The following is a 25,386-nucleotide window of genomic DNA, read 5'->3' as shown; positions in this document are numbered from 1 at the left end:
ACCCAGCCGCCCCCACCCCCTTGGAAGGCCCCCCCCGTGAAGCTGTTCCGCCTCAGCCCCGAGCAGGCCGTCGCCGTCACCGAGCACCTGGAACGCGCCCGCGCCTGGTTCTCCCGGCTCCTCGACACCTTCCGCGCGATGGCCCGCCGGCTCGCCCGCACAGCCCTCGCCGTCGCCGACGCCTTCCGCCGCATGAACACCGCCGCCCCGGCCGGCGCAGCCAACGCCCGGCAGCGGCCCGCCTGGATGAGCCCCTACGGGCCGCCCGCCCGCCGCCACGCCTGACCCCTCCCACCCGCCATCCCGGCGCACGACCGAAAGACCCGCATCGTGGAACTCACCAAGTGGCCCCGCCTCCTCGTCACCGGCCAGCCCGTCACCGAAGAGCAAGCCAACGACATCCTGATCCGCACCGCGAACCTGTGGCTCATGCACACCAACGACCGCGAGTGGACAGCGATCGTCGGCGAAGTCCTCGGCATGGAGAACGGCCCTCACGGCTTCTGGACGCCCGACTCGACCAAGGCCGCCGTCGAACGACTCCGCTGCCTCGACCTGGAGTGGCTCTACACCTCCCGCATCGCCTCGTCGTGGATCGGCGGCCCCCACGGCTGGTGCAACTGGGACGGCACGATCGGCTCCACGAACTACAACATCGGCAAGTGGCCGGACGTCGAGTCCGTCACCGAGGAATGGCAGCAGATCGCCGCAGCCTTCCCGTACCTCGACCTGCGCGCCCAGCTCGTCACCGACGAAGGCAGCGGCGAACTCGCCGCCGAGTGGACCGTGGCCGCCGGCCGCGCCACCCACCGCGAACCGGCCCCCGGCGAACCGCTCATCACCGAACCGAACAACCTCGACGAATTCGACTTCCTGCACCGGCTGTTCGTAGGAGGCGAGCGGGGCGTCCCGTTGCCCAGGCTGCGCGCGGCCGTCGCCCAGGTCCTGGAGAGCGCGAGCGCATGAGCACCGACATCTGCACCCAACCCGACGACACGGACGACGGCATGCTGCCGCCCTACTCGGCCGAAGAAGCCGTCTGCCCCATGTGCCAGAACAACGAGGCGTTCACCTGGTTCCGGGCCGCCCTGCCCCCGAACACCGTCCAGACCGACTTCAACGGCACCACCCGCCGAGGCGCCCGCCCCCAGCGGCTGGAACGCGAGTGCGCCCGCTGCACCTACAAGTGGGACGAGGCCCTCGCCGTCGCCCGGCCCGGCATGACCATCGACGCCCTCGTGTACGCGCTCGACAACTCCACCCCGTACCCGGTGGAGCTCGACGCCGCCGTCCTCCACTCCATGGCCCTGCGCCTGCACGCCTGCCTGCGCATCACCGCCCGCCCCGACCACCCGCTGTGGCAGTACAACGACGGCCGCCCCCAGACCACCGCCACCCCGCAGACCCCGACCTGCGAAGAAACCCACGCCACCCGCGAAGACGAAGAGGCGTGCGAACAAGCCCGCCTGACGGACAGCAAGGAGTCGAGCCGATGACCTGTGAACTGCTGGAAGCCCTGGAGACCTCGATCAAGCGGTACCGGGTCACGCCCGAGCAGGCCGCCGAGCTGAACGTCGAGGCGGAGACCGTCACCGTCACCTGGCAGAAGCTCACCAGCCGCGCCGCGAGCGTCCTCGTCACCGTCCCGGCCGGCGAGGACGGATGGGCCATGCCGACCCCGCACCGGCCCGGCTGGCTTCTCACCCTCATCACCAAGGACGCGCCCGCCTGGTGGCTGAAGTGACCGACCACTCCACGCTCCTCGGCCTCCTCGGCCAGTGGGTCACCGTCACCCACCCCAGCGCGCCGGAACGTGTCTGGCACGGGCAGCTCGCCAGCCTCATGGACTGCCCGTCGATCGTCCTGCAGATGCCCGAAGGCGGCACCGAAGTCCTGCCCCAAGCCTTCGACGTCGCCGGTGCCGCCCCCGCGGGGGACGGCCCGCACCCCGACGTCGACAGCCGGGCCCGCTCCTTCGCGGAACTACGGGACTCCGGCCTGCTGTGGCTGATCAACCGGACCGCGCTCCACCCCCGCGGCCTGGCCCTCGCCCTCCACCTCGACGAGCACGGCCAGGCGTACGGCTGGAGCTTGGTGTCCAACGCCGAGGGTGAGCCCTGGCAGTTCGACCCGGCCACCGACAACGACGGCTACCAGCGGGCCGAGGCCACCATCACGAAGGCCCTCGACCGCGAACCCGACGCCACCCGCTGCATCGTGTGCGGCGGCGGGCCAGTCGTCTACGAGAACTTCAAGGACCAGCCGTTCTGCGCCGGATGCGCGAACTGCGACTGCGGCCAGGACATCTGCGCCCGCTCCCGCCAAGCCCGCTGCACCGCCACCGGGCACGACGCCTTCCACGGCCGCGCCCACTGCGCGCTCGCAGCCGGCCACTACACCTCCGACTACGACACGCACGAGGGCCAGACCGAGGACGGGTCGCTGCTGCGCTGGCGCGACGGCGACCGCGGCTCCACCCCGCACGGGCCGGACACCGCCCGCCCCCACCCCGACCCCGACGAGCCCCCTGCGCAGGGCGTCCGCGTCGAATACCAGGCCCGCGTACCCCGCCACCTCGCCCCCCTCGCCCTCGCCGAGGGCCTGAAGGCCGTAGCCGACGCCCGCGCCGCCCACGACACCGCCCGGACACCGCATCCGGACGGCACGTCCGGACGTCCGGACGCCCGCCCGGACACCGGCCCCCAGCCGTCCGGACGCTCCCGCCCGCCCGTCCTCGGCAGCACGTCCACCAGCACGGACACCGTCCGGACGACGCATCCGGACGCCACGTCCGGACGTCCGGACGCCGACGCGGACGGGTTCATGCCGCGGGCCGGACTGCGCGCCGCCGTCGCCGAGCTGATGGACCTCCCCCCGGACCTCCTCGGCGACAGCCGCTGCACCTGCGGCCAGGACAGCCCCCTCGTCTACGTCGACCCCGACGGCGGCCACTTCCACATGGACCCCGCCGACCACGAAAAGCTCATGCAAGGCCGCGACGACGTCAGCGCCGCCGCGGCGGCCTGGGGCCAGTGCTGGGACCGCGCCGAAAACCTCCGGACCCGCCTCGCCCTCGCCCGCCAGGTCCTCGTCGACGACGGCTACTTCACCGACGAGGAGATCGGCGACGACCTCGCCCCCCGCCTCGTCGAATGGGCCAGCGTCCACCGCGACCGCATCCGCGAACTCGCCGCAGCCCTCACCGAAGCCCTCGCCGAATTCACCGTCCCCGCCCAGATGAACGGCACCCCCAGCCTGCGCACCGGCTACGTCGAGGCCCGCACCGTCGAACGCTGGCGCAACACCCTCGCCCACGTCCGCAGCCTCCCCACCCCCGACGCCAAGCCCCGCGTCCAAGGCCGCTGCCCCACCTGCGGCAGCGAGACCCTCCACCTCGGCGACGGCGGACACATCACCTGCGCCCGCCTCGAATGCCCCGACCGCCACGCCGCCGGCGACCTCCTCGGCGACCCACCCAACCCCGGCTACGAATGCCGCCGCGACCAGTGCGACGCCACCCGCCGCGACCTCATCACCGCCGCCACCGCCTACGAGACCCTCCGCACCAACGCCATCACCGCCGCCAAGTACATCGCCCAACAGCAGGCAGCCGGCTTCCCCCTACGCGGCGGCGACAACCGCCACCGCATCCTCGCCACCCTCAACCTGTACGCAGGCGACCCAGGCCAGCTCAAGCTGACCTCACTCAAGGAGCACGCATGCCGCTGAGGGCCGCCCGCTTCGCCAGCACCTACGCCGCACTCACCGCAGCCCACGAAATCGGCGACTACTGGGCCCAGCAGGACAAAGACGCCATCACCAAAGGACACCCCGGGCCAGAAGGCGCCCAAGCCTGCCTGCGGCACGTCGCCGGATACACCACCGTCCAGGCCCTCGCCCTCATCACCGCCAACCACTGCCTCGGCCTGCGCCTCACCCCCGGCCGCATCGCCGCAGGCCTCACCATCAGCGCACTCACCCACTACGCAGCCGACCGCGGCATGGGCCGCTGGACCGACCCCAGCCCCGCCGCACCACCCGTCGTCCGCCTCGCCCACGCCACCGGACACACCGGCTGGCTCACCCGCGACCCCGCAGCCGGACCCCTCATGGACCAGGCGTGGCACAAGGGCTGGATCGCCGTCGCCGCCCTCGTCGCCGCCGTGGGGCGCACACCATGACGGCGCTGCCCCACTTCCTCGACGCCGTCCCCAGCACCCAGCCCGCCACCCCCTGCAAGGACCGGCCCGACCTGTTCGTCGACTCCAGCCGCACCACCCCGCAAAAGGACAAGACGACCGCCGCCAAAGCCCTGTGCGCCCGCTGCCCCGTCCGCGCAGCCTGCACCGACTACGCCATCGCCAACGACTTCCGCGACGGCATCTGGGGCGGCCTCACCGTCGACGAACGCGACCAGCTCGCCCGCGACCGCACCACCGCCCACACCTGACCCGGCCCGGCCCCGCCCACCAGCGGGGCCCCGGCCGCTACTCCAGAAACCCCAGCGCCGAATCCGGCCGACACCTCGAACACGCCGGAACCAGCTGCCGCAACGCCTCCAATGCCTGCTCCCGCGTCGCCGCCACCCGCCGCTTGCCCGGATCCCAGCAGTCCCCGCAATGCACCGCGACCAGGTTGTTCTTGTTCAGCCCCCGCTCGATCCACCACTCCGGAGGAGGCGGCCGCCGCTCCTCCGCACGCCGCCGCTCCGCCTCCCGCCGCTCCTCCGCCGCGATCCACCCGTCGATCTGCCGCAGAGCAGCCGTCGCCTGCTGCACCACCACCCGCCGGGTGAAGTACAGCAACTCCAGACGCGAAGGCTCGCTCACGCGTTCGAATATATATTGGCTATAGACCCACGGCACCCCGCACCCGCAGTCGGAGGACCAGCGGATGCCACGTCGCCACGACACGCCTACCTTGGCGACATGACCTACTCGTACGAAGGGCCGCAGGATTCCACCCGGCTCGCCATCGAGTTCCTCGGCCTCTGGATGGACCACGACCGGCCGGCCGCAGCAGCGCACATCACCCAAGTCCTCGACGGACCAGGCGGCCCTGACCGCAACTTCGCCATCGCCGGCCTGCTCAACCTGAGCCACTTCCTCGTCGCGGAGGTGGCGAACGCCCGCGGCGCAAGCAATCCGCAGGAAGTAGACCGGATCGCCCGCGAGTTCCTCACCGAGCTGTCGATCAACCTCCCGGACCCCGACGCCGACCCGGACCCCGACACCGACCCGGAACCCGACCGCTCCTAGTCCCTGACCTGCCCGCCGTCACCTCCGCTTAGGATCGCCGTCGTGGCAGACATCCCCGACGAACTGATCAAGCTGGAACGTTCCGCCGAAGCCGAGCGCGCAAAGCTCACCGGCCTCGACGGCAACGCCTACGACGCCCAGCGCGCCAAGTGGCGAGAGGCAGCGTTCGAGTTCCAGACCGCCGTCACCAAGCACGCCGAACGCGACGACGTCACCATGACCCGCTACGAGGTGGAGCAGGCCGCGAAGAACGCCGCCCGCCACCCCGAGCCGGCACCCGCCTAACACCAGCAGGCACGCACGAGGCCCCCGCCCAACCACGGCGGGGGCCTCGCCGCATCACCACGTCACAGACCGCGGTCCCGATTCCAGTTCGAGACGTGCCGCGCGTAGAAGTAGTTGCCGATCCCGCACGTCAGCCACAACAACCAGAAATGCACCCAGAAGCTCTGCCGCCGACGCCGCACCCCGTACCCCGCCGACGCGGCAGCCGAAGCCGACGCCGACGCCGACGACACGTTATTGATCACGATGTTCGGCATCTGCCCATACGGCTGGGCAGGCGGCTGCTCAGGAGTTGCCATAGGTCGATCCCTTCGGAGAATCCAGCACCACGGCCCCGGAACGTAGCCGACAAACACACACCGCCACCAATCGCACACGTACTGCTACCATCAGCGCTACCTTCGGAATGTGCGCCGACTCCACCCGGCACCACACCACGAGCCCCCTCCCAGTCGTCCGCAGCGCAGGGAGGGGGCTCGTGTATGTCCGGCTAGGTCAGCACCTCGTCGTCGAACAGGTGCGGCAGGCTGAGGATGCGAGCGTTCGCCACGGCCATCACCCGCGCCAGGTCGTCGTTGGTGATGCCGGTCGCTCGCAGGTCCCTGGCGATGCGCCGGCGCCGCTTCGTGATCAGGCGCCGACGTCCTTCCCAGGCCAGGCCACGGGCCGCAGCGCCGAGGTGCGCGGCGATCGCCTCGCCCTGCTCTCTCAGTTCAGGCATCACGTCATCTGGTGAAGCTGCGGCCTCGTCGTATGCCTGCATCGCCGCCTTGAGCTGGTCCAAGTCGGTTGGCCAGACGTCCCGCTTCCCGGTCCACATCAAGTACGACCGTCGACCCTTGCGTGGCGCCTGACCCGCATAGGCCCGTGTGCCCCACACGTTGCATGCCGGGTCCTCACGCCAGATGGCGAGGTATTCCGCCGCGAACGCATCGCTGCGTGTGCTGTGCCACTCGTCCGTCCGTCGCACGACGCGGGACCACCACGGTGTGGACTGATGCCGCACGCAGCGCCGGTCTGGGTCGTACGACGACCCGATGTAGAGCAACACCTCATCAGCTGCCCACAGTCGATAAACGGCCGCCGGGCGCTCCTCACTCGCTACCGCCTCCAGCTGGGTCATCGGTCTCGTCCTCCTGGTCGCGCTTCAGGTCCGTCCGCTCTCCCTGCCGCACGACCCGCGAGCTGAAGAACTCGAGGGCCTGGGCCCAGTCCCACAGGCGCAGCCGGCCGCGCTCGTACGCCGGAGCCGGGAAGCCCGGTTCGGCGGCGAGCTGGCGGATGCGGGCGGGGCCGACGCGCTTCAATCCGGCCGCCTCCAACAGGTCTGGCATCTCGGGGATGCTCACCAACTTCGCCTCCTTCGCCTCGCTCGCTCTCTCCTCGGAGGAGTCGGACATTGCGCCATCCTTCCAACTTATTTGCGTCAACGCAAATAAGTGGCTACTCTCGTGATCTCCACATAGGAGAGGCCCCGGCCGGAGGACGTCAATCAGCCGGTCGGGGCCCCTACGCCAGACCTGAGCACACAGGAGCTGACGCAATGAGCAAGGGTACTGATCTCCGCGCGAGCGGGGCACAGAGCCTCACCGACGAACAGAAGTCCAAGGCCGGCGTGGCGCTCGCCCGCGTGGCTGGCCGTCTCGCGGTCGACGGCCCGAGCGGGTTGGTCTACAGCTTCGACTTCGCCGCGCTGCTGGGCGCGATGGTGTACGAGGTCGGGTTCGAGAGCGGTACCGGCGGCGGCGAGATGATCCAGCGCGCGGCCACGGTCGCTGTGGGCGACATCCCCGACGGCGTGACCCGTGTCGACTTCGCGCTGCATGTCGCGCTGGTGGCGAGGGCTCTCGGCTACGACTGGTCGGGCGACAACCGGCACCTCATCCCCGGGCTGACCGAGGCGGTGGGCCGGTGAGCGCGCCGTCGGAGCAGGAGAAGGCTCGGGAGGCGTACCGGAACGGCGAGCAGAAGCGCGCGGACGGGAAGCTCGGCAATGGGCTGGCTCGTGCGGGCGGTGCCGCTGCCGCTCAGGCGGGTGGTCGCCGGTGACCAGGCGGATCGACACGAAGACGCCGAACCGTGTGGCTACGCCGCCGGCGACGGTTGAGGCGTGCCAGGAGGACCGGAACTCTCGTCCGGGCAGTGAGGATCGCACGCCGTCGCAGGTCGATGCGCTGCGGGCGGCTGAGGCGGCTGTGCAGCGCGGGTTGGTGAGTGGCCGATGAGCGAGCCGCGTGACCCGGTCGCGGTCGCGGTGTTGGCGCTGGCCGACCGAATCGAGCGGGATGACCCCAGTGGTGTCGCCACCATGTCGGTCGTCCTGGACGTCGCGGAGTCCGTGACGCAGGGCGCTGACCAGACGGTGCTCGCGGGGATGATCCCGCTGATCCTCACCCCGGAGCCCCGCGAGACGTGGCGCGCGTATGCGGCCCGTTTGCGTGAGGGGGTGGCGCAGTGAGTCCGAAGCACTGGCCGCCGTCCACGAAGGACATCGAGAAGGCCAAGAAGAAGGCCGTGAAGGAGGCCGCTGCCAGCAAGGAGCGGGCTCGGCGGCACAGGTACGAGGTCGCTCGGTTCGGGGAGAGGGCGCTCATCCGCTTCCCGAAGCGCAAGGGCGGCGATTGATCCCGGCCCGGCCTTCGCCTGTGCGGTGGAGGCCGGGCCGCACCCGGTGATGACACAGCTCGGAGGACGCCAGACATGACCGACAGCTTCGACCCGCAGCAGCAGCCGCAGCCGCGCGTGCCCGGCGTCCGCTACCGCACGGAGACGCGTACGCGCCAGGTGCCTTCCCAGGTGTTCGGGGAGGAGGTGATGGACGAGGAGGAGTACGACGTCGACGTGCCGGTTCCGCCGAGGGACTGGGACGTCGTTCTGATGCGGTTCCTGATGGCCGTGGCGCTCGGGATGACGGCGGTCGCTGCCGTCTGGTCGACCGCCAGCATCAGCCGCCTCCTCGGCCTGGTCGTCGCTTCCACCGCGATCGCCATTGCGGCGGCCTCGCTGTTCGAGCTGCTGTGGATCGTCTGCCTGGTGGCCGAGCACCTGCTGCGGGGTCAGCCGGACCGTGCCGAGCCGATGAAGAAGGCCGGATGGTTCGCGGTGCTGTGCGTGGTCGCCGCGGTGGTCGTGGAGGGTTTCCACGAGCACGAGCAGGCCGCGGGCATCGTCGGCGGCGCGGTGTCGCTGATGGCGAAGGGCTCGTGGTGGGTGGTGTTCCGGGTTCGGCAGGTCAAGCTGCGCCGCCCGATCGCGATGTGGCTCCAGCGGAAGATGGAGGACACCGCGGCGGCGGAGGCGCTGCTCGGCTTCAAGCAGCGGATCGGTGGCCGTCAGGCGTATGCGGCGCTCGTGTTCGGTGAGGACGAGTTCGCTGCCGCTCAGGCCGCGGTGCAGGCGGCGGGCCAGGCTCAGCCGTTGCCGTCCGGACAGCGTCCGGATGCGTCCGGACATCCGTCCGCGCCGGTGCAGCAGCCCGCCCCGGCGCCGGTCGCGCAGTCTGCTCCGCCGGTTCCTCCGGTTCCTCCCGGCACGGGCACCTCGGCACCGGCCCAGGCGGCTGCGCCGGCCCCGGCCCCGGCCCCGGTACCGGCGCCGAGCCCGGCCCTGGCTCCCAGCCCTGCGCCGGCCCCGACGCCCGCACCGCAGGCCCAGCCCGCCGGGCAGGCCGCTCCGTCGGTCCCGCCGGTCCCGCCGGTCGCGCAGCTCGGCACGTCGATCGCGGCCACGGTCCGCGCCGCCCTCGACAAGGACGAGGACATGGCCGACGAGGACCTCGTCGAGCACGTCCGCCAGGTCCACGGCGACCGGGCGAAGCTCGCCGAGACCGTCGCGACCTACCGCCGCAAGGAGATGAAGAAGCGGAGGAAGACCGCGTAATGCCGCTGATCTACGCACTCCAGCTCACCGGCGCCGTCGGCCTGTATTGGGGCGTGCGCGGCAAGCCCGACGACCTGGCGTTCCTGGGCCGCTGGGCGGCCGTGCTCGCCCTGATCGTCTCCCTCGTGTTCTGGGACGCCTGGTGACCAGACGCCCCTGAGAAGTCGAGGCCGGTCACGTCGTGACCGGCCTCACCTTCACCCGCTCCCGCTCCGCCTTCGTCCAGCTCCTACGCAAGGAAGCCGCCTGATGTCCCTCCTGCTGACCGCGGCCGCCATCGGCGGTGCGATCTGGGTCTGGAACCGTCTGGGTCAGCCCGGACGGCGCCCGAAGCCCGGCACGCCCGGCGCCTCGGCGCTGGCCCATGCCCAGGAGCTGCGCACCCCGCTGGTCCGTGTCGCGACCGCCCTGGGCATCGCCACCCGGGCGGCCCGGCTCGCCGACCGCTACGAGGCGGGCGGCAGGGGAGAGCAGGAGGTCGCCGGGCTCCTCGCCGAGCTCGTCGAGGACGGGTGGCGGTTCCTGTGGGACCGGCAGCTCCCGACCGGAACGACCAACATCGACGGCCTCGCCCTCAGCCCGCGCGGCCACGTCTACGTCCTCGACCCCAAGAAGATGTCCGCCCGCTGGCCGGTGGCCGTCAACGGCGGCCGGCTCTGGCACGGCACCAAGGACGTCACCGACCGCCTGGAGGGTCTACGGAAGGGCGCCCGCGCCGTCCGCAGCCTCCTGAGCGTCCAGCCGGTGGCCGTCGCCATCATCGTCGGCCGCCTCGCAGACGGCCGCGAGCACCGGCTGAACGGCGTCCGCATCATCCCCGCCGACCAGGCGTGCGTTGCCTTGCGCCGCATCGACGCCGAACGGCTGCCGCGCCAGCGGCCCCACAACTTCCTCGACATCGCGGCCCGACTGCTGCCGCCCTACACAGCCCGGAGGTCCTCGTGAGCGCGCCCGACATCGGCCTGCGTGACCTGGCCGAGGCGTACCACGCGGCCGCCCTGCTCGGCCTGACGAGCCCCGCCGCCGCCCTCGTGACGGACGGCGTCGGCCTGGTCTTCGCCGTCATCGCCCTCGCCCACAGCCACCTGCGGCCCGCCGCCACCCTCGGCGCGACGTCGGCCGCGACCTGGCTCATCACGACCTACGCGCACTGAGGTGAATGCAACCGTGACCGCCACTTCGTTCCCGCGCCCTCTGCCGGGCGTCCCCGACTTGAAGCCCGCCGTCCTGATCGAACGCTGGATCTGCCCCAAGGCCGACGGCTGGTACTCCTACGGCAGCACCCCGGCCGCCACTGGCGAGCCCACCCGCAAGTGGGTGCGCCGCCAGTGGTGGGACGTGAGGTCGCTGGTCGCCATCTGGTACCGGCTCGCCGACCGCTGCCCCCACGTCGCCGCCGGCATCGCCCTCGTGCGCGTCGCGGTCCGGGAGAACGAGTTCACCGTCGACCACCGCGGCGTGCACCTGCGGCACCTGATCGCCGCCTGCCCCGTCTGCCCCGACCCTGCCGACCGCGAGGAGGCGACGACGTCATGAGCGAGTCCCTGACGGACCAGGAGATCGAGCGCCGGATGGCAGCCGCCGCACAGGCGGCAGAGCAGGGCAGGAGCCGCACCGCTGTCCACCTCTACGACCAGCTGGGCCAGGACATCCAGGCCCGATGCGGGCGCTTCGACCCGCGGGCGCTGGACGCCTTCGAGGCGATGGCCCGCGTGATCAGCGGAGGCTACGGAGACGAGGAGACCACGAAGTGACCCGCATCGTTCTGATCGCCGTCTACCTGGTCTTCCTGTGCCTGGGCCTCTCGGCGGCGCCTCCGGGGCTGCTGCACACCTTCCTGCTGAACGTCGCCACCGTCGGTCTGGTCTGCATGGTCGTCCTGCAGCTGCGGTCGACGAAGAACGCGCTGGACTACGCCCTGGCCCGGGGCGCGCTGGGCGCCGCGGTCGTCGTTGTGGGCCTTCCCTTCGCGCTCCCCGTCCTTCACGTGCTCGTGGGAGGTGCCCGGTGACCACGGCAGACGAGCGCTGGACACGGCGCATCATGGGCGGCCTCGGCGTCCGCCCCGTCGGCCACGCCGACCCCAGCGAGGCTGACGGCCCGCAGATCCCCGAGCAGTCGCCCGTGCCGCCGCCGGCGACGCCGCCGTCACAGCCCCGCGTGCCGGACTGGTGGCGTGTCGCCCGGCCCCCGCTTGCCGCCGTCCCGGACCCGAACGAGCCGGACGACGACAGCGGCCACGACAGCGACGACCAGGACGACGACGAGCACCAGGAGCAGGACGACCAGCCCCAGGAGCACAAGCCCGACCCTGCGCGCCCAGCGACGCCACCGACGCCGCCGGGCCCGCCCGTCGCCAAGGTCGCCACCGGCGGCCCTAAGCGGACCGGGGTCCGCAAGCTCGCGGACAGTGCCGCCGACGACCGCACCACCAGGTGGGTCGTCTTCAACGGCACGGCCGCCGCCGTCGGCTACGGCATCGGCCTGGTCCCGTTCCTGGAGGCGTTCATGCCCGCCGCCGAGCAAGGCGCCGTCGGCATGCTCAGCCTGTTCACCGCGGCCGTCGGCGGCTATGGGGCCTGGCTGGTCTCCGGCTTCCCAGCCGTCAAGAACGTCCTTCCGCATCCGCCTGTCTCCCGCCTCATCATCACGGTCGGCGCCGCCGAGATCGGCCGCCGCTTCGCCCCGGTCCCCGTCGACTGGCTGAACGCGAACGGTGAGCGCTGGGGGCTCGGCCCGAGTGCCGTGAGCCTCCTGCTCACCGCGGGCTCCATGTGCGGCGGCCTGTGGTGGTTCATCGACCGCCGCACCCGCAACTGGCACTGGGCGGCCCGCTGGATCGTGCGCATCCCCCTGGCCTCGGCCGTCCTCGCTACCGGGCTTTATGCCCCCGGCACCACTTCCTGAAAGGCACGTCGTGTTCGACTACCTCGCCGCCCCGGCCCAAGCTCCCGGCATCACCGGCGGACAGATCTTCGGAACGGTCCTCACGTCCGGGGTCGCCCTGTGCGCGGGCGTCGGCCTGATCCTCGGCCTGCGGGGGAGCGACTGGGGCCCGCTGGTCATCAACAACAAGAAGAAAGCCGCCTGGTGGGGCATCTTCACCGGCACCGCGTGGATGGCGGCCGGCGGCACCTGGGCCGACATCGCCAAGGGCATCGGCTCCGTCCCGACCGCCCTGCTGTCCGGAGACAACGGCTTCGGCAACCCCGGCCTCGGAGCCATCGCCGTCGTCCTCACCATGATCGCCTTCGGCGGGAAGTGGGGGAGCAAGACGACCCCGCCCGCCGTGATCGGCCTGGCGGCCTCCGTCGTCTACGCCAGCGCGGGCGGCATCTGGGGAATCCTCGTCAACGTCATCCACATGCTCATCGGCATCGTCACAGGGCTGGGCCACTGATGACCATCAGCCTGGACAAGCCGCCGCTCCCCGAACCGGACCCCGTGGACGTCGAGCTGGAGGACGAGCCCGGGGGCGAGACCGAGGACGAGTGGGAGGAGGCGCCGCTCAGCCCGCGCGAGCAGCTGGCCGGCGCCGTCCGCCAGGTCCTCGACCTGGTAGAGCCCCGCGCCCTCGGCTGGAGCCTGCTGCGCGGCACGGGGATCATCCTGCTGTGGATCCCCGGCGCCCTGCTCGCCCTGCTCAAGCGCGCGACCGTCACGTCCGCACCCGCGGCGAAGCCGCCCGCCAGCAGTGGCACCGGCAAGGACGACGCCGGGAAGGACGGCAAGAGCGAGGCCGCGAGGAGCGGCAGCAGCAAGGGCAAGGGCAAGAAGAAGACGAAGAAGGCGACCAAGGTGCCGACAGCGGCAGCGAAGTCGAACTGGCTCGACCAGGCCGGGCTCGCCGTCCTCGTGTGTGCGGTCGGCGTCGGCGCCCTGATGGGGGTGGGCAAGGCCCTCGTGGCGGTGCTCCGGCCCTACAGCGGCATCGTCGCCGCGGTCGCCGTGCTCGTCTGGTTCTTCGGCGCGCTGACCGCCGACGCACTCAACCGTCCCGAAAACGATCATGACGAATCGGCGGGGGAGCAGGACCAGGAAGACGAGGAAGAAGCCGCCGAAGAGGCGGAACCCGAAGGCGACGAAGAAGCCAGGGAAGCCCGCTGGCAGGCCGCCCGGGAGCGCCTCCGCATTTTCGTGGAACACCGCGTCGCGGCAACAGCCCAAGGGCACGTCAAAGGCATTCGGGGAAAGGGATCCCGAGTCGACGACCTGCTCGCGGAACAGCAGGAAAACGGCGGCCTTCCCGGCATGGACCGAAAGGGCATGATCGAGCTGCTCGGAATGGCCGGAATCACCGTCCGCGACCAGATGAGTTTCCGCGTCCTGGAGACCACCGAAACCGGCGAGACGTGGGTCAAGAAAAACGTCCCCGGCGTACACGTGGAAGACCTCACGAAAGACCTCGGCCGGAGGCCGAATATCCCCGCCCACCTGGTGCCGTCTCTCGACCCCAGCGGCACCCCCATTTCGCCCCCGGATCCCACCCAGGATTCCGGCCCAGTTCCGGCCCACATTCCCGCCCAGGAATCGGCCGACATCCCGGCCGCCCGGACCCCCGCAGAATAGGCACGCCTGGGCCAGCCGTCCCGGCCGGCGCGGCGGGCGCGCGGGGGAGCGCCACGATCCGCGGCCCCTCCCCGACCCGAGAGGGGCCGCGGGTCCCTACTGGTAGGCCGGTCTACCGCCTTCCTACCGGCCCTACCGGCGGGGGCGGAGCGGGCAAAACGGACACGGCTTCCCGAGTGGTGACGGAGCGCGCTACGCTCGTGACACGCCGCGAGCAGAGGGCGCGGCGAGACGCAGCACAGTCCAGGGGGCCGCAGATGCACCGGTACGAATGCGGGAACTGCAATCTCGTGTCTCACCCGTTCACTCTCCGCCGTGGCGCTGAGGATTTCGGCTTCGAACACCGCCAGAGGCGGCATGACGGAATGCACCCGGACGAGGCGATCCTCAGCGGCGGCGGTGGTCGAATGCCGCAGGCCGGCGATTGGAAGATCTTCGCGATCGTCGCCGTCCTGCTCCTGGTCGGGCTGGTCTCGAAGGTCCTGTGACCGCCTGATCCCGAAAACGCGAAAGGGCCACGCTCCCCCGTCGTGGCCCTTTCGTCTGCCCGCCATCACCGCTTGACGATGGACGGATCTGCTCCCGGCTGCTGCACGTACCAGTCGTAAGGCACGACGACCGACTTCGGCTTTCCATTGGCCTCGATCAGCTTGTGCTCCGAGCCCCGCTTACGGCGGCGCGGCACATTGTGCGCGCGGGCAATCAGCCGGATCTGTTCCTGCGCCCAGGGGAGATGCGCGGCGATCTCGGCATTGGTCAGGTCCGGATTCGCCCGCAGCTCGTCGGCGATCGCCTTTTCCAGAGCGGCGCGCGCCTTCTTCTCGTCGTCGACGGCCAGGTGCCAGCCGGCCAGCTGGTCACGCAGCCGGTCACTCGGCGTGTACACCGGCGGGTCACCCTCCTCCTTGCGGTGACGCTCGCGCGGCGGCACGCCGCGCCCGGCCATGAGGAGGCGGATGTTCTCCGCCGTCCACGGCATGTGCTCGGCGAGCGTCGGCAGGTTCAGCTGCCGGTTCTCGGTCAGCTCGACGGCGATGCCGTCCTCGAGCGCCTTGCGGGCCGTCGGCTCTGCGGCCACGGCCTTGTTCCAGTCGTCGAGGTGCTGCCGGAGCTGGGCGCTCGGCTGGTAGCCGCTCTGGGGCGGGCTGTCGGTGGTGGCCATATGGCGAGTCTTGCACAAGCAGACCGGGATAAACACGGATGGCCGAGCCAAGGCAAAGTCAAACCTGCTGTGAACTGGGCTTTTCTCGACCAAACGAGGGTGGACATGGGTGGACAGGGGAGGAATGAAGTACGACAAACCACCGCACCACCCCAGGGAGAGAGTCATGAGCGCATCCACCATCGCCGCCACTGTCGTCAACGAGCCGGCCGTGCGGGTCACCCGGCCGCTGCCCGAGCTGCCGGACCTCGGCACCTGCGACTGTGGGCTGGAGCTGGTGTGCCTCACCGACAACAGTGACGTCGTGTTCTGCGAGCACTGCGACCTGGGGCTCCCGCTCGCCGGTTCGCGGCCCGCCCGTCGCTGACCGCCAGGCCGCCCCTCCACTTGCCGGGCGGGGCGGCTTCCCCTGGCAAGCATTCGACCAAATCCATCGGGATACGGTGTGTAATCCAGGGCTGTATGGTCCAGGATGAATGAGGACACACCACCCGCTCAGGAAGGAAACGCCGTGTACGACGTCGTCATCGAGCACCCCGCCATCGAGGACCGCAACTACAGCGCCGCCGACTCCAGCCAGCTGCGAGGCATCATCAGGAGCCTCGCCCTGGTGCAGGGCAAGCCGCCCACCGAGGGCCTCGCCCTGCACATGGACGTCGAGCTCCTGCGCCACGCCTGCGACAAGACGGGTGAGGGCGTGCTCAAGGTGCACGACATCACGGTCACGCTCAGGGAGGCCGAGGGCTGCGAGGGCCACCAGGGCGAGGACAGCGTCCTCCTCGGCGGCCCCGAGTTCTGCGACGGCTCGTGCAGGCCGCGGTCCCGCTTCGACAAGCAGAAGGCGTTCGAGCTGATGAACGCGATCGACGATGCCGAGCTGGACGCCTCCGGCGGCTGCGGACCCTGCGGGCTGGAGGCCGGCCAGATGTGCGCGGGCTGCGGCAAGTGCAACTGCCACACCCACGAGACGTGTGTACGCCCCGCCAGCGAGCAGAGCTGATCCCACCGACGACGGCGCCCCGCGACCGCGGGGCGCCCCACCCCTCACCGAACGGAGCACGACCCATGCGCAGCTACGCGACCGCCCAGAACATCGGCGGCAGGGGCATCCAGTGCGACGCGGCCGCCGTCCGCACCGGCGCCGACGGCATCCGCGCGTACGCCGTCCTCGACGGCATCGGCACCTCCGAGACGATCCGCGACTGGACCCGCACCATGGCCGCCCGCCTCGCCACCCGGGCCGCCCGCCGCGGCGACGCCGAGAGCGCCCTGCGCTCCCTGTACGAGGAGATCGCGGCCGACCCCGACCGCCAGGACCCCTACGAGCGCCGCTACCTCCCCAGCGCAGCCGCCGTCGTCGCCGTCACCGCTCCCGGCAAGCCCCTCGTCGTCGCCTGGGCCGGAGACTCCCGCGCCTACCTCCTGCACCACGGCATCGCCCACCGGCTGACCGACGACCACAACCTTCGCCGGGTCTACCCGCCGACCGCCACCCACCCCGAGGGCGGCAACCGCAACATGATCACCTCCTACCTCGGCGCCGTCCTCACCGACGAGGACGCCCAGGCCGGCTACGGTCACCCGGCGATCGAGACGGCGACCCACGACATCGCCGACGGCGACCGCCTCGTCCTGGCCACCGACGGCGCGTACGAGCCGCACGAGGAGGCCCGGCACGACCTGTTCGTGGAGCTGGACGACGAGCAGCTGCCCGCCATCGCCCGCCGCTTCGTCGACCTGGCCGTGGAGACCTCCCGCAAGAGCCGGACCGAGGACGAGCAGCGGTTCGTGGACAACGCCACCGTCCTCCTCGCCGAGCTCACCGCCTGAACGGGGCGCCCCGCCGCTGACCAGCAGCGGAGCGCCCTCTCTTGACCAATCCCTGACCAAATCATCCGGGATAACGCGGATAATCCCGAGCCATTCGGTCAATGATGAATGCACGACACACCACCCACCACCGAGGGAGCAGCGATGGACGCAACGCCGGTCACCAAGTGCCTCAAGTGCGGCCGGCGTCTGCGGAACTCCTCACCCGACGGCCTCGGCCCGAAATGCCGCCGGAAGGTGAGGCGGGCGCGCCGGTCCGAGGAGCTGACCCAGTACAAGCCGCACCTGGTCGACAAGGCCGAGGAGCTGCTCGAACAGGGCGGCGTCATCCCCCTCCGCGACACCCGCAAGAACCGCGTCTACCTCGCCGTCAGCAGCGACGGCCTGGAGGCCTACCGGACGGCACGAGCGGCCTGCACGTGCCCGGCCGGACTGCGCGGCATCCACATGTGCGCCCACCGAATCGCCGTCCACATCCTCGCGCTCGCCAGCTGAAAGGAACCCCGATGGAACGCCTGCCCCACCTCCACCACGTCCGCCCCGACTGGCCCCTCCTGGCCGCACCCGGCGAGTTCCTGCCCGACGACCAGCCCGTACCCGCCGACCAGTGGCCGACCCTGAACCTGCGCTGGTGGGAGACCCGCCCCGTCGTCCTCCCCTTCGACGAGCCCAACGGCGCCGTCACCGGCTGCCTGCTGGAGGCCGTGGGCGCCCCCGCCCCCGTCGCGCTCGTCTCCTACCGGCAGGAGCCCGGCGCCCGGCGCGGGCGGTGGGTCTGGCGCTGCGAGGTCCACGTCATCACCGGCGAGACCGTCGCCGCCGACGGCTTCAACTTCGACTGCCCGACCATCGGCCGCACCGGCACCACCCGCGACGGCGCCCGCGAGTCGGCCGCCGCCCACATCGCCAGCCAGCACCCCGACGCCGCGGTGCCCTACCTCGGCCGCCGCCAGCACGCCCTGCGCCGCTGGGCCTGACCACACTCCGAAGGGAACGCCATGAGTACCATCGCCACCACCGCCACCGAGGCCGTCGCCCGCAGGCTGCGCATCCTCGCCGGGATCGTCGAGGACCGCGCCCACCACTCCGACCGCTGGTACATCGGCCGCCTGGCCGCCAGCATCCGCTTCGCGGCCCTGACCGCCCCGGCCTACCCGATCGAGGACGGCCGCCGGCTGCCCGCCGAGACGCTCGACAGTCTGCAGGAAGCCCGCGACCTGATGACGGCGCACGACTTCCACCTCTCCCCGGCCGTCCTGGACTACGCGGTCGCCCCCGCCCTCGGCGAGGTCGGCCCGATGAGGGCCCTCGGCGCGGTGAGCGAGAAGCTCGCCCGCGACGACTTCGAGCTCCAGAAGCGCCGCAACACCGTCCTCCACGGCCGCCAGCTCGAATCCGACGACGACGAGACCGTGGCCTGGGCACTGCGCTCCCTGGCGGCGATCCACTACAAGCGCGACCAGCTCGCCAAGGTCGTGGCCGACGACAACGCCCGCCCGTACAACCAGGGCAAGCCGCCGTTCCACCTGGCCGCCCAGCGCGGCTACGCCAAGAAGGCCGCGGCCGCCGCAGGGCCGCACGACGGGGACAAGCTGGTCGCAGCGCTGGCGGAGTTCGGCGTCCCGGCCTTCCTCTACCTCGACGACGGCGGAATCAGCTACGTCCTGGTCGCGGTCGACCGCAGCGCCGACGAGGACGAGGCCCACACCGGCTCGAAGGTCTACCTGTACTCCGGCGAGAGCGCCTACCTCGACCCGGCCGACCACGAGGAGCCATGGGTGGCCGCCCTGTACAGCGCCAACGGCGAGCACGTGGACGTCCTGTTCGAGGCCCCGTCAGGGCTGGACCTGGCCGGCGAGTGCGCCGAGGCCGCACTGCGGCTGACGGTCTGGCTGGACGCCAACGCCCACCGCCACCCCCGCGCCTGACCAGCGGTTTCCTTGTCGATCCCTTGACCAAACCGGCCGGTACATCGAGGTTAACCGGCCAGGCTTGGTCAAGGATGAATGCACGACACACCACCACCCAGGGCCCGGCCACAGCCCCGGCCGGGCCCCACCCCCCACCCAGGAGGCCATCGTGTTCACCGAGACCGTCGACAGTGGCAGCAGCACCACCACCGGCACCGCCAGCGAGCCCCACGCCCTGGTCCTCCTGCGCCGGGCCTGCAACCGCGGCTACGCCATCGAGCCCCAGCGCACCGGCGGCGCCATCATCCGCTGGCGCCGGATCGACCCCGGCACGCTGACCCCGGCCCTGCGCTCCATCACCCTCACCCCGCAAGTCCCCGCCGACCCCACCGACTACGAGCTGTCCGACCTGCGGGTCATCGCCTCCGTCCCCGTCGTCCGCCTCGTCGACTCCGAGCGGTACACCCTGCCCGTCATCGAGGCCGGCGTCTGCCAGATCCCGCCGAGCCGGGCGGAGCGGCTCCTCGCCCAGGGGTTCCTCCTCAACACCGACAACGAGCACCTGCGCCTCACCCTGGCCGCCCGCCTCAGTCTGGTGGCCGCCGCCCACGAGCGGATGGACTCCAGCGACCGCACCACCACCTGGTGCTCGTGCGGGCTGGCCGTCCACGCCAGGGACGCCGAGGCGGCCGAAGCCCGCCAGGCCGCCCACCTCGCGGCCGTCGGCGCCGACTTCGTCCAGTCCCTCGACGCCGCTTTCACCGCCGCGGTCGCCACCGTCTGACCAGCGGTTTCCTTGCCGAATCCTTGACCAAACTTCCCGGGATAACGCGGTTATCCCGGGTGGTGGGGTCAATGATGAAGGTGTCACCACCCACCACTCACCGAACGGAGCCAGCCATGGCCACCACCACCTCCCACTTCGAGCAGTTCCTCGCCGACGGCACCGGCGGCGTCCACTACAACCTGCGCCTGGCCGACGGCCAGCTCATCAGCATCAAGGCGGCCTCCTGCGCGGCCACCGTGGACGTCTACCTGCCCGACGAGATCCAGACCCCCGACGGCGACAGCTGGGAGCTGGAAGACGCGTGGGAGGCATGGCTGACCGCCGGTGACGACCCGGTCAACGGCCGCTACTTCTACGAGGTCCAGGTGGCCGACGTCCGCAAGCTCATCGAGGAGCACGGCGGCGAGCACGCCGACCAGAGCGACCCCACCACCGACCGCTTCGACCAGGCCGTACTCGAAGGCACCGGCACCGGCCCCCGCCCGATGCTCCGCATCCGCCTGGCCGACGGCGAGGTCATCGCCATCAAGGCCGAAGCCGGCGACGGCGAGGTGGACGTCTACCTGCCCGAGGGCATCGAGCCGCCCGCGAGCGACGCCTGGGAGCTGGAGGAGACGAGCCTCCAGCTGACCCGCCTCAACGGCGACCCGCTCACCGGCCGCCTCTTCTACGAGGTCCCCGCGAACCACGTCCGCGCCCTCATCTGGAAGCGCGGCGGCGAGCACGCCGACCAGACCAACTTCTCCTGACCCACCGTCCGGACGGCGTCCGGACGGTATCCGCCCAGCTCAGCGGCCACCGTCCGGACGCCCCACCTCATCCAGAAAGGCAGCCATGAAGGTCACCGAGGCCACCATCCGGGGCGTCTACGCCACCGCCGCCACCTACCTCCCCGCCAGCGACGACCAGGCCGCCCCGTGGCACCTCCTGCGCGCGCTGGACGAGGCGATCCACCGGCGCCACCAGGACGAGCCGCTCAGCCCGCTGGAGCTGCGCACCCTGCGCGAGGCCAGCGCCGAGCGGCTCGGCTGGACGTCGACCTGGACGCTCCGCACGCTCGCGGCCGAGCTGCGAGACCTCTCCCTCGAAGGGCTCGACCTCGCCGAGCTGGTCGGCATCCGCCACGCCAACGCGGCCGGCCGGATCTGGGTCCACGGAGCGTGGAGCGCCCGCAGGGTCTACCTCGGCAGGCCTCGCCCGCAGCTGAACGGGCGGTCGTACTCCGGGCGGCCCTGGGTGCACCTGTGGGTGGACGACAGCTGGCACCGCAACCCGATCGTCGTCCACGCGGCCACCAATCCGGACGACGTCCCGATCGAGCGTCCGGACGTCGTCCGCGCAGGTGGGGCGGTCCTCGTCTGGTAGCACCCACCGCGTCCGGACACCGTCCGGACGCGGCATCCGGACGGCATCCGGACGCCGTCCGGACACCCCTCCTCCACCCCACGACGGAAGGCACAGCATGCCCGGCAAGTACCTGGAGACGCCTGAGCGCTACGGCGGCGAGCCCCTCTACGGCAACCTGCCCGACGACTACCGGCAGAACGAGCGGCCGTTCACCGTGGCCGTCATCGGCCCCGAGCGGCACGGCCGCACCGGCCCCAGCGGCGGCCCCACCCGCTACGTCCTCGACGCCTGCTCGACGGAGAAAGCCTGGGCGGCAGCGCTCGCCTGGCACATGGCGGCCGAGGAGACGCCCGACTGCATGGTGGTCGCCGACGAGTCGTACGAGGGCATGCCCCAGGGCGACCACAAGCTCGGTCACATCGACCTGCGCCCCGAGCACGCACGGCGGCGCGGCCTCGACGACGTCGCCGACGAGGCGACCGAGCTGCTGGGCCGGTACGACCTGCTCACCGGCACGTACGTCAGGGACGACGGCCAGGTGCCGCCCGAGTGGCGCGAGGCGTACGACAACACCCGGCGCTCGTTCTGGCGCGACGGCTGGGGCCTGGTCCGCAAGCTGGCCGCCCTCGACGGCCGCGACTGAAAGGAACGACCCCGGCATGACCGCAACCCGCCTCGTCGTCATCCCCTGCGCGGCCCGCAAGCTGGACCACCCGGCACCGGCCGGCGAGCTGTACGTCGGCAGCTATCACCGCGCGTGCCGGGCGGCGGCCGATCGGCTCATCGTCGACGGCGGCACGCTCCTCATCCTCAGCGACCTGCACGGCTTCGTCCGCACCACGCAAGTCCTCCAGCCGTACGACACGCGCCCCGGCGACCCGGACGGCGTGACCGTCGACAGGCTGCGCGAGCAGGCCGGAGAGCTGGGCGTCGACCAGGCGGAGGACGTCATCGTGCTCGCCGGGCGGTTCTACGTCGGCCACTGCCGGGAGGTCTGGCCGCACGCGCTGACCCCGCTGATCGGTGTAGGCATGGGGATTGGCCGCCAGCTCCAACGGCTGGCGGCCATCCGTGACGGCCGCGACCCCCGGCACTACGTCTGACCTGGGCATACTTGCCGATCTCTTGACCAAACAATCCGGGATAACGAGGTTATCCCGGAGGGTGGGAGCAATGATGAAGGTGTCACCAACCACCAACCCCAGGGAGCCCGACATGGCCACCATCCCCGCCACCACCCTCACCGCCCTCTTCGCCTCGGCGGCGGAGGCCACCCGCTGGCAGCGCACCACCCTGGGCCTGCGGACCGAGATCGAGCACGCGGGCTACACCTACACCGTCCAGCTCCCGCAGGGCAGCGGCGCGGCCTACATCGCCGGCCGCGCGGCCTGGGGCAACCACGAGTGCCTCTACATCGCGGCCACCCTCACCGAGACCCTCCCGATCGTCGAGGCCGCGATGGCCGCCACCCGCGTCCACTGACCACCCGGCCCGGCCCCCTCGGGGGCCGGGCCGCCCGCATCTCCCCAGGAGGAAGCATGGCCACCACCCCACCCGCCAAGAGCCCCAGCATCGCCCTCGCCCGCGCCCTGCGGCGCCTCGGCCTCACCCAGGGCCAGGGCAAGGACTTCCGCGTGGACGGCGACTACAACAAGGCCGGTGAGCGCGTCCGCACGTACGCGCTCCTCCTCACCGCGCACGCGGACGAGACGGCCGCAGCCCACGCCGACGACATCGAGCGCTGGACCGAGGAAGACGGCGGCTGGTCCTTCACCGTGTGCGTCCGCTACAGCGACAAGGGCCGCCCGCACTGCACGATCAGCAACGGGGCCGTCGAGAAGATCCGCGAGGAACCGCCTGCCCCGCCCGCCGCCGAGCCCGCGCCCGAGCCGGAGCCCGAGCCGGAGCCGGCCAGCGAGACGGCGGCCCTCGAGGAACCGGCTCAGCCGGAAGAGGCCGAGGAGCCCCCGGCCGAGGAGCCCCGGCCCTCCAAGGGCTCGCTCACCATCACCCACACCCGCGCGGACGGCACGCTCCTGGAGGGCTCCAGGAAGCACGACGGCGTGTACGAGATCGTCCGCCCGATCGGCTTCCGCTCCTCCCGCAACCTCGGCGCGCTCTACATCCGCAACTCCCGCGACCGAGAGGCCGACCACTGGCGCATCCGGCGTGCGGTCGCGGCTCTGCGCGAGGCCGGGTGGGAGGTGACCGTCGAGATCGACGAGAGCAAGCGGCGCAGCTTCAAAGAGGCCGAGGCCGAGCGGCTGGAACGGGCCGAGAACCGGGCCGAGCGGCACAGCGACTACGCCAGCAGCGCGGCCGCCCGCTCCAACGCCCGCCACAAGGCGGCCCTCGGAGCGCTGGACGGCATCGAGCCCGGCCAGCCGATCCTCGTCGGCCACCACAGCGAGCGCCGCCACCGCCGCGCCATCGAGCGCAGCGACAACAACATGCGGGCCTCGATCGCGGAGCAGGAAAGGGCCCAGCACCACAGCGACCGCGCGGAGACCGCCGCGCAGTACAAGGCCCGCCGCTACGACCCCAACCGCACCCGTCGGCGGCTGGAGAAGCTGAACACGGAGCTGCGCAAGCTGGAGCGCTACCGCGACGAGCAGCTGGCCGCGGGCCGGACCGCAGACCGGGCCGAGCGCCGGATCGAGGACCTCCGCGAGGAAATCGCGGGGTGGGAGGAAGTGGTCGAGGAGGCCCGCCAGGATGGCGTGAAGCTGTGGGAGCCCGACGACTTCGCCCCCGGCGACTTCGCGCTCTACAGCGGCACCTGGTACCAGATCAAGCGGGCCAACCCCAAGACGCTGTCGATCGCCTGGAACCTGCGGCTCACCAAGCGGGTCATGACGCTGGAGGACGCCACCGAGGGCGGCAGCACCTGGACCTTCGGCATGGACTACACGAAGATCCGGGCCCGCTGCCCCGAGGCGGCGATGCTCGCCTTCCTCGCCGACGGCACGGTGCCCGGCACGAAGTCGGCATGGAAGGCCCACCTGGCGCAGCCGGCGAGCGAGGTCCGCGCCGCGCTCGCCGCAAAGCCGAAGACGAAGAAGCGCAGCGATCCGAAGGTCCCGAAGAAGGTCAAGGTCGACTGCGGGTGGGACGCCACCGAGGCGACGCTGACGTACCTCGACGGCAAGGGCCAGCCGCACAAGCTGCACGAGCCGGTCACCATCACGGCGCCCGAGGGCACGAAGTTCACCGAGTCGGTGTGGTCCCGGTCGCTGCTGGAGGCAGTCACCCGGCGCCTGGCGGCCGACGGCTTCCAGTACCGCGAGGGCCGGTGGAGCGGCTCCCCGGGCCGCGGCATCGTCCACGGCATCGAGCCCACCGAACCCCCCGCGGCAGAGCCCGAGGCGGCCGGGCCCGACCAGGCCACGCTGATCGAGCCCCCGGCCGAGGAGCCCCCGGCGGCCGCCGAGCCGCCCGCAGAGGAGACGCCGGAGGCGGAGCCCGAGCAGCCGGTCGACGAGCCTGAGCCGGCCCACGAGGAACCCGCCGACGAGCCCGCGACGGCCGAGCCCGAGCAGCCGGTCGACGAGACCGCCCCGCCCGCCGAGGACCCGAAGGAGCTGCGCCTCCAGCGCGAGCAGGCCGCCGCACTCGGATGGTCGACCGGGCAGGCCGAGTTCGTCATCGCCGCGGCGGCCGGACGCCTCTACCTCCACCAGTTCGGCTCGCTGTACTGCCGGGACACCCCCGGCACCGCCGGGCGCCTGATGTCGGTCCACCGGCTGAGCGCCCTGCAGAAGGCCGGATTCGTCACCGTCGGCGCGGCCGACGCCAACCGTGAGCGGCCCGTCCTGGTCACCGTCGACGGACGCCGGGCGGTGGCGGTGTGGAAGCGCTGGAAGCCGACCCCGGTGGAGAAGAACCGCGAGCAGGAATGCGAGCGGCTGCGCCCCCTCCTCCACGGCGTCCAGGCCCGCAGGCTCGCCGAGCAGGCCGCGCAGGACGAGGCCGCACGGAAGGCGGCCAGCGCGGAGTTCCGGGAGGCCCACAAGCGGCTGATGGAATGGGAGGACCGGGAAGACCGGCTCTGGGCGGCCTGGGCGAAGGTGCAGGGCATCGTGTTCCGGCTCCAGCGGCGGCCGGCCGGCTGGGTGCCGACCGAGGAGGAGATCGAGACGCACGGCCTGGACGCCGCGGTGGTCGCCGAGCTGCGCGAGGACGCGGTCAATCCCCAGCCGAAGCCGGTCCTGCCGGACCTCAAGCAGAAGCCGATGCCCGAGCTGTCCCCGCTGGAGGCCGACGGCCAGACGCCCGAGCAGCTCGACCTGTTCGCAGTCGCCTGACCTGCGGTTTCCCTGACGATTCCTTGACCAAATTAATCGGTCTAGAGAGGGTACT

Annotated in this window: 41 protein-coding genes; 36 read left to right on the top strand and 5 right to left on the bottom strand. The window is 71.6% G+C overall.

Annotated elements, in window-relative coordinates; all coding sequences use genetic code 11:
• The first annotated feature begins 36 nt into the window (after nt 1-36).
• Genes DI272_RS19100 through DI272_RS19070 form a run of 7 tightly spaced genes read left to right on the top strand, consistent with a single transcriptional unit; the run spans nt 37 to nt 4,450 of the window.
• Nucleotides 37-285 carry a hypothetical protein gene (locus tag DI272_RS19100; protein ID WP_109496533.1) on the top strand — a complete coding sequence of 83 codons (249 nt, stop codon included), beginning with the start codon at nt 37-39 and terminating at the stop codon, nt 283-285.
• A gap of 45 nt (nt 286-330) precedes the next feature.
• A complete protein-coding gene (locus DI272_RS19095) occupies nt 331-966 on the top strand; it encodes a hypothetical protein (RefSeq protein WP_109496532.1) in 636 nt (211 codons plus the stop codon).
• Entirely contained in the window at nt 963-1,496 is a 534-nt protein-coding gene (locus DI272_RS19090) for a hypothetical protein (protein ID WP_109496531.1), read from the top strand. Before DI272_RS19095 ends, DI272_RS19090 begins: the two co-directional genes overlap by 4 nt.
• Complete coding sequence (locus tag DI272_RS19085) at nt 1,493-1,744, top strand: hypothetical protein (RefSeq protein ID WP_109496530.1); 252 nt, start codon at nt 1,493-1,495, stop codon at nt 1,742-1,744. The genes DI272_RS19090 and DI272_RS19085 overlap by 4 nt, the downstream gene beginning before the upstream one ends.
• Nucleotides 1,732-3,729, top strand: a complete 1,998-nt coding sequence (locus tag DI272_RS19080) for a hypothetical protein (RefSeq protein ID WP_146238359.1) — start codon at nt 1,732-1,734, stop codon at nt 3,727-3,729. Before DI272_RS19085 ends, DI272_RS19080 begins: the two co-directional genes overlap by 13 nt.
• Nucleotides 3,720-4,181 carry a hypothetical protein gene (locus tag DI272_RS19075; RefSeq protein WP_109496528.1) on the top strand — a complete coding sequence of 154 codons (462 nt, stop codon included), beginning with the start codon at nt 3,720-3,722 and terminating at the stop codon, nt 4,179-4,181. Before DI272_RS19080 ends, DI272_RS19075 begins: the two co-directional genes overlap by 10 nt.
• On the top strand, nt 4,178-4,450 hold the full coding sequence (locus DI272_RS19070) for a WhiB family transcriptional regulator (protein WP_109496527.1): 273 nt from the start codon (nt 4,178-4,180) through the stop codon (nt 4,448-4,450). Before DI272_RS19075 ends, DI272_RS19070 begins: the two co-directional genes overlap by 4 nt.
• 37 nt (nt 4,451-4,487) lie before the next feature.
• Here DI272_RS19070 and DI272_RS19065 read toward each other — a convergent pair whose 3' ends face one another.
• Nucleotides 4,488-4,829 carry a DUF6233 domain-containing protein gene (locus DI272_RS19065; RefSeq protein WP_181387247.1) on the bottom strand — a complete coding sequence of 114 codons (342 nt, stop codon included), beginning with the start codon at nt 4,827-4,829 and terminating at the stop codon, nt 4,488-4,490.
• Nucleotides 4,830-4,928: 99 nt separating this feature from the next.
• On the opposite strand from DI272_RS19065, the gene DI272_RS19060 reads away from it, so the two are divergent.
• Together DI272_RS19060 and DI272_RS19055 are read left to right on the top strand one after the other, a co-directional pair.
• Nucleotides 4,929-5,258 (top strand): hypothetical protein, encoded by a 330-nt coding sequence (locus DI272_RS19060; protein ID WP_109496526.1) that lies wholly within the window; start codon nt 4,929-4,931, stop codon nt 5,256-5,258.
• 42 nt (nt 5,259-5,300) lie between these two features.
• The gene (locus tag DI272_RS19055) at nt 5,301-5,543 is read left to right on the top strand and encodes a hypothetical protein (RefSeq protein WP_181387246.1); all 243 of its coding nucleotides are present in this window, start codon (nt 5,301-5,303) and stop codon (nt 5,541-5,543) included.
• Nucleotides 5,544-5,605: 62 nt separating this feature from the next.
• Here the strand turns inward: DI272_RS19055 and DI272_RS19050 are convergent, their stop codons facing one another.
• The 3 genes from DI272_RS19050 to DI272_RS19040 form a co-directional block, all read right to left on the bottom strand.
• Entirely contained in the window at nt 5,606-5,842 is a 237-nt protein-coding gene (locus tag DI272_RS19050; RefSeq protein WP_109496525.1) for a hypothetical protein, read from the bottom strand.
• A gap of 191 nt (nt 5,843-6,033) precedes the next feature.
• Nucleotides 6,034-6,666: a hypothetical protein gene (locus DI272_RS19045; RefSeq protein WP_109496524.1), complete on the bottom strand. Its 633-nt coding sequence runs from the start codon at nt 6,664-6,666 to the stop codon at nt 6,034-6,036.
• Entirely contained in the window at nt 6,638-6,943 is a 306-nt protein-coding gene (locus DI272_RS19040) for a hypothetical protein (RefSeq protein WP_109496523.1), read from the bottom strand. Before DI272_RS19040 ends, DI272_RS19045 begins: the two co-directional genes overlap by 29 nt.
• A 143-nt stretch (nt 6,944-7,086) precedes the next feature.
• Between DI272_RS19040 and DI272_RS19035 the strand changes: the two genes are divergently transcribed.
• From DI272_RS19035 to DI272_RS45380, 14 genes are all read left to right on the top strand, one after another.
• Nucleotides 7,087-7,458, top strand: coding sequence for a hypothetical protein (locus DI272_RS19035; RefSeq protein WP_109496522.1), 372 nt, complete (start codon nt 7,087-7,089; stop codon nt 7,456-7,458).
• Nucleotides 7,459-7,764: 306 nt separating this feature from the next.
• On the top strand, nt 7,765-8,001 hold the full coding sequence (locus tag DI272_RS19030) for a hypothetical protein (protein ID WP_109496521.1): 237 nt from the start codon (nt 7,765-7,767) through the stop codon (nt 7,999-8,001).
• Entirely contained in the window at nt 7,998-8,168 is a 171-nt protein-coding gene (locus DI272_RS44560) for a hypothetical protein (RefSeq protein ID WP_181387245.1), read from the top strand. Before DI272_RS19030 ends, DI272_RS44560 begins: the two co-directional genes overlap by 4 nt.
• Nucleotides 8,169-8,243: 75 nt before the next feature.
• Nucleotides 8,244-9,422, top strand: a complete 1,179-nt coding sequence (locus DI272_RS19025; protein ID WP_109496520.1) for a hypothetical protein — start codon at nt 8,244-8,246, stop codon at nt 9,420-9,422.
• Complete coding sequence (locus DI272_RS44555; RefSeq protein ID WP_181387244.1) at nt 9,422-9,568, top strand: hypothetical protein; 147 nt, start codon at nt 9,422-9,424, stop codon at nt 9,566-9,568. Before DI272_RS19025 ends, DI272_RS44555 begins: the two co-directional genes overlap by 1 nt.
• A gap of 103 nt (nt 9,569-9,671) precedes the next feature.
• Nucleotides 9,672-10,367 carry a nuclease-related domain-containing protein gene (locus DI272_RS19020; RefSeq protein ID WP_109496519.1) on the top strand — a complete coding sequence of 232 codons (696 nt, stop codon included), beginning with the start codon at nt 9,672-9,674 and terminating at the stop codon, nt 10,365-10,367.
• Complete coding sequence (locus tag DI272_RS19015; RefSeq protein ID WP_109496518.1) at nt 10,364-10,576, top strand: hypothetical protein; 213 nt, start codon at nt 10,364-10,366, stop codon at nt 10,574-10,576. The genes DI272_RS19020 and DI272_RS19015 overlap by 4 nt, the downstream gene beginning before the upstream one ends.
• A 13-nt stretch (nt 10,577-10,589) precedes the next feature.
• On the top strand, nt 10,590-10,958 hold the full coding sequence (locus DI272_RS19010; RefSeq protein ID WP_109496517.1) for a hypothetical protein: 369 nt from the start codon (nt 10,590-10,592) through the stop codon (nt 10,956-10,958).
• A complete protein-coding gene (locus DI272_RS19005) occupies nt 10,955-11,176 on the top strand; it encodes a hypothetical protein (protein ID WP_109496516.1) in 222 nt (73 codons plus the stop codon). Before DI272_RS19010 ends, DI272_RS19005 begins: the two co-directional genes overlap by 4 nt.
• Nucleotides 11,173-11,433 (top strand): hypothetical protein, encoded by a 261-nt coding sequence (locus DI272_RS19000; RefSeq protein WP_109496515.1) that lies wholly within the window; start codon nt 11,173-11,175, stop codon nt 11,431-11,433. The genes DI272_RS19005 and DI272_RS19000 overlap by 4 nt, the downstream gene beginning before the upstream one ends.
• Nucleotides 11,430-12,329 carry a hypothetical protein gene (locus tag DI272_RS18995; RefSeq protein WP_109496514.1) on the top strand — a complete coding sequence of 300 codons (900 nt, stop codon included), beginning with the start codon at nt 11,430-11,432 and terminating at the stop codon, nt 12,327-12,329. Before DI272_RS19000 ends, DI272_RS18995 begins: the two co-directional genes overlap by 4 nt.
• A 10-nt stretch (nt 12,330-12,339) precedes the next feature.
• Nucleotides 12,340-12,822 carry a hypothetical protein gene (locus DI272_RS18990; protein ID WP_109496513.1) on the top strand — a complete coding sequence of 161 codons (483 nt, stop codon included), beginning with the start codon at nt 12,340-12,342 and terminating at the stop codon, nt 12,820-12,822.
• Entirely contained in the window at nt 12,822-13,991 is a 1,170-nt protein-coding gene (locus DI272_RS18985) for a hypothetical protein (protein WP_109496512.1), read from the top strand. Before DI272_RS18990 ends, DI272_RS18985 begins: the two co-directional genes overlap by 1 nt.
• A gap of 365 nt (nt 13,992-14,356) precedes the next feature.
• Complete coding sequence (locus tag DI272_RS45380) at nt 14,357-14,479, top strand: hypothetical protein (protein WP_258314604.1); 123 nt, start codon at nt 14,357-14,359, stop codon at nt 14,477-14,479.
• A gap of 65 nt (nt 14,480-14,544) precedes the next feature.
• On the opposite strand, the gene DI272_RS18980 is transcribed toward DI272_RS45380, so the two are convergent.
• Nucleotides 14,545-15,153 carry a hypothetical protein gene (locus DI272_RS18980; RefSeq protein WP_109496511.1) on the bottom strand — a complete coding sequence of 203 codons (609 nt, stop codon included), beginning with the start codon at nt 15,151-15,153 and terminating at the stop codon, nt 14,545-14,547.
• A gap of 166 nt (nt 15,154-15,319) precedes the next feature.
• Here DI272_RS18980 and DI272_RS18975 point away from each other — a divergent pair, with 166 nt between their 5' ends.
• The 13 genes from DI272_RS18975 (at nt 15,320) to DI272_RS18915 (ending at nt 25,331) form a co-directional block, all read left to right on the top strand.
• Entirely contained in the window at nt 15,320-15,520 is a 201-nt protein-coding gene (locus DI272_RS18975; protein ID WP_109496510.1) for a hypothetical protein, read from the top strand.
• A gap of 144 nt (nt 15,521-15,664) precedes the next feature.
• Entirely contained in the window at nt 15,665-16,153 is a 489-nt protein-coding gene (locus DI272_RS18970; protein WP_109496509.1) for a hypothetical protein, read from the top strand.
• Nucleotides 16,154-16,218: 65 nt separating this feature from the next.
• Entirely contained in the window at nt 16,219-16,983 is a 765-nt protein-coding gene (locus DI272_RS18965; RefSeq protein ID WP_109496508.1) for a PP2C family serine/threonine-protein phosphatase, read from the top strand.
• 144 nt (nt 16,984-17,127) lie between these two features.
• Nucleotides 17,128-17,478, top strand: a complete 351-nt coding sequence (locus tag DI272_RS18960; RefSeq protein WP_109496507.1) for a hypothetical protein — start codon at nt 17,128-17,130, stop codon at nt 17,476-17,478.
• Between the two features lie 11 nt (nt 17,479-17,489).
• Nucleotides 17,490-17,960 carry a hypothetical protein gene (locus DI272_RS18955; RefSeq protein WP_109496506.1) on the top strand — a complete coding sequence of 157 codons (471 nt, stop codon included), beginning with the start codon at nt 17,490-17,492 and terminating at the stop codon, nt 17,958-17,960.
• 21 nt (nt 17,961-17,981) lie between these two features.
• Nucleotides 17,982-18,911, top strand: coding sequence for a hypothetical protein (locus DI272_RS18950; protein WP_109496505.1), 930 nt, complete (start codon nt 17,982-17,984; stop codon nt 18,909-18,911).
• 151 nt (nt 18,912-19,062) lie between these two features.
• On the top strand, nt 19,063-19,677 hold the full coding sequence (locus DI272_RS18945) for a hypothetical protein (RefSeq protein WP_109496504.1): 615 nt from the start codon (nt 19,063-19,065) through the stop codon (nt 19,675-19,677).
• A gap of 116 nt (nt 19,678-19,793) precedes the next feature.
• Nucleotides 19,794-20,429 (top strand): hypothetical protein, encoded by a 636-nt coding sequence (locus DI272_RS18940; RefSeq protein WP_109496503.1) that lies wholly within the window; start codon nt 19,794-19,796, stop codon nt 20,427-20,429.
• An 85-nt stretch (nt 20,430-20,514) separates the two neighbouring features.
• Nucleotides 20,515-21,045, top strand: coding sequence for a hypothetical protein (locus DI272_RS18935; protein ID WP_109496502.1), 531 nt, complete (start codon nt 20,515-20,517; stop codon nt 21,043-21,045).
• A gap of 97 nt (nt 21,046-21,142) precedes the next feature.
• The gene (locus DI272_RS18930; RefSeq protein ID WP_109496501.1) at nt 21,143-21,670 is read left to right on the top strand and encodes a hypothetical protein; all 528 of its coding nucleotides are present in this window, start codon (nt 21,143-21,145) and stop codon (nt 21,668-21,670) included.
• A 16-nt stretch (nt 21,671-21,686) separates the two neighbouring features.
• A complete protein-coding gene (locus DI272_RS18925; protein ID WP_109496500.1) occupies nt 21,687-22,130 on the top strand; it encodes a DUF6884 domain-containing protein in 444 nt (147 codons plus the stop codon).
• 112 nt (nt 22,131-22,242) lie between these two features.
• Nucleotides 22,243-22,509 (top strand): hypothetical protein, encoded by a 267-nt coding sequence (locus DI272_RS18920; RefSeq protein WP_109496499.1) that lies wholly within the window; start codon nt 22,243-22,245, stop codon nt 22,507-22,509.
• A 56-nt stretch (nt 22,510-22,565) separates the two neighbouring features.
• Nucleotides 22,566-25,331, top strand: a complete 2,766-nt coding sequence (locus DI272_RS18915) for a DUF3560 domain-containing protein (protein WP_109496498.1) — start codon at nt 22,566-22,568, stop codon at nt 25,329-25,331.
• Nucleotides 25,332-25,386: the final 55 nt, after the last annotated feature.

It is taken from the genome of Streptomyces sp. Act143, assembly GCF_003143935.1.
Taxonomy (GTDB): Bacteria; Actinomycetota; Actinomycetes; order Streptomycetales; family Streptomycetaceae; genus Streptomyces.
Note: the sequence above shows the minus strand (reverse complement) of the source record. Positions and strands in the feature narration are given on the sequence as shown.

Coding starts and splice junctions, on each gene's coding strand:
- DI272_RS19090 (WP_109496531.1), top strand. CDS start 963: ATGAGCACCGACATCTGCACCCAACCCGACGACACGGACGACGGCATG.
- DI272_RS19085 (WP_109496530.1), top strand. CDS start 1,493: ATGACCTGTGAACTGCTGGAAGCCCTGGAGACCTCGATCAAGCGGTAC.
- DI272_RS19075 (WP_109496528.1), top strand. CDS start 3,720: ATGCCGCTGAGGGCCGCCCGCTTCGCCAGCACCTACGCCGCACTCACC.
- DI272_RS19070 (WP_109496527.1), top strand. CDS start 4,178: ATGACGGCGCTGCCCCACTTCCTCGACGCCGTCCCCAGCACCCAGCCC.
- DI272_RS19060 (WP_109496526.1), top strand. CDS start 4,929: ATGACCTACTCGTACGAAGGGCCGCAGGATTCCACCCGGCTCGCCATC.
- DI272_RS19050 (WP_109496525.1), bottom strand. CDS start 5,842: ATGGCAACTCCTGAGCAGCCGCCTGCCCAGCCGTATGGGCAGATGCCG.
- DI272_RS19045 (WP_109496524.1), bottom strand. CDS start 6,666: ATGACCCAGCTGGAGGCGGTAGCGAGTGAGGAGCGCCCGGCGGCCGTT.
- DI272_RS19040 (WP_109496523.1), bottom strand. CDS start 6,943: ATGTCCGACTCCTCCGAGGAGAGAGCGAGCGAGGCGAAGGAGGCGAAG.
- DI272_RS19035 (WP_109496522.1), top strand. CDS start 7,087: ATGAGCAAGGGTACTGATCTCCGCGCGAGCGGGGCACAGAGCCTCACC.
- DI272_RS19030 (WP_109496521.1), top strand. CDS start 7,765: ATGAGCGAGCCGCGTGACCCGGTCGCGGTCGCGGTGTTGGCGCTGGCC.
- DI272_RS19025 (WP_109496520.1), top strand. CDS start 8,244: ATGACCGACAGCTTCGACCCGCAGCAGCAGCCGCAGCCGCGCGTGCCC.
- DI272_RS44555 (WP_181387244.1), top strand. CDS start 9,422: ATGCCGCTGATCTACGCACTCCAGCTCACCGGCGCCGTCGGCCTGTAT.
- DI272_RS19020 (WP_109496519.1), top strand. CDS start 9,672: ATGTCCCTCCTGCTGACCGCGGCCGCCATCGGCGGTGCGATCTGGGTC.
- DI272_RS19005 (WP_109496516.1), top strand. CDS start 10,955: ATGAGCGAGTCCCTGACGGACCAGGAGATCGAGCGCCGGATGGCAGCC.
- DI272_RS18985 (WP_109496512.1), top strand. CDS start 12,822: ATGACCATCAGCCTGGACAAGCCGCCGCTCCCCGAACCGGACCCCGTG.
- DI272_RS45380 (WP_258314604.1), top strand. CDS start 14,357: ATGCACCCGGACGAGGCGATCCTCAGCGGCGGCGGTGGTCGAATGCCG.
- DI272_RS18980 (WP_109496511.1), bottom strand. CDS start 15,153: ATGGCCACCACCGACAGCCCGCCCCAGAGCGGCTACCAGCCGAGCGCC.
- DI272_RS18975 (WP_109496510.1), top strand. CDS start 15,320: ATGAGCGCATCCACCATCGCCGCCACTGTCGTCAACGAGCCGGCCGTG.
- DI272_RS18965 (WP_109496508.1), top strand. CDS start 16,219: ATGCGCAGCTACGCGACCGCCCAGAACATCGGCGGCAGGGGCATCCAG.
- DI272_RS18960 (WP_109496507.1), top strand. CDS start 17,128: ATGGACGCAACGCCGGTCACCAAGTGCCTCAAGTGCGGCCGGCGTCTG.
- DI272_RS18955 (WP_109496506.1), top strand. CDS start 17,490: ATGGAACGCCTGCCCCACCTCCACCACGTCCGCCCCGACTGGCCCCTC.
- DI272_RS18950 (WP_109496505.1), top strand. CDS start 17,982: ATGAGTACCATCGCCACCACCGCCACCGAGGCCGTCGCCCGCAGGCTG.
- DI272_RS18940 (WP_109496503.1), top strand. CDS start 19,794: ATGGCCACCACCACCTCCCACTTCGAGCAGTTCCTCGCCGACGGCACC.
- DI272_RS18935 (WP_109496502.1), top strand. CDS start 20,515: ATGAAGGTCACCGAGGCCACCATCCGGGGCGTCTACGCCACCGCCGCC.
- DI272_RS18930 (WP_109496501.1), top strand. CDS start 21,143: ATGCCCGGCAAGTACCTGGAGACGCCTGAGCGCTACGGCGGCGAGCCC.
- DI272_RS18925 (WP_109496500.1), top strand. CDS start 21,687: ATGACCGCAACCCGCCTCGTCGTCATCCCCTGCGCGGCCCGCAAGCTG.
- DI272_RS18920 (WP_109496499.1), top strand. CDS start 22,243: ATGGCCACCATCCCCGCCACCACCCTCACCGCCCTCTTCGCCTCGGCG.
- DI272_RS18915 (WP_109496498.1), top strand. CDS start 22,566: ATGGCCACCACCCCACCCGCCAAGAGCCCCAGCATCGCCCTCGCCCGC.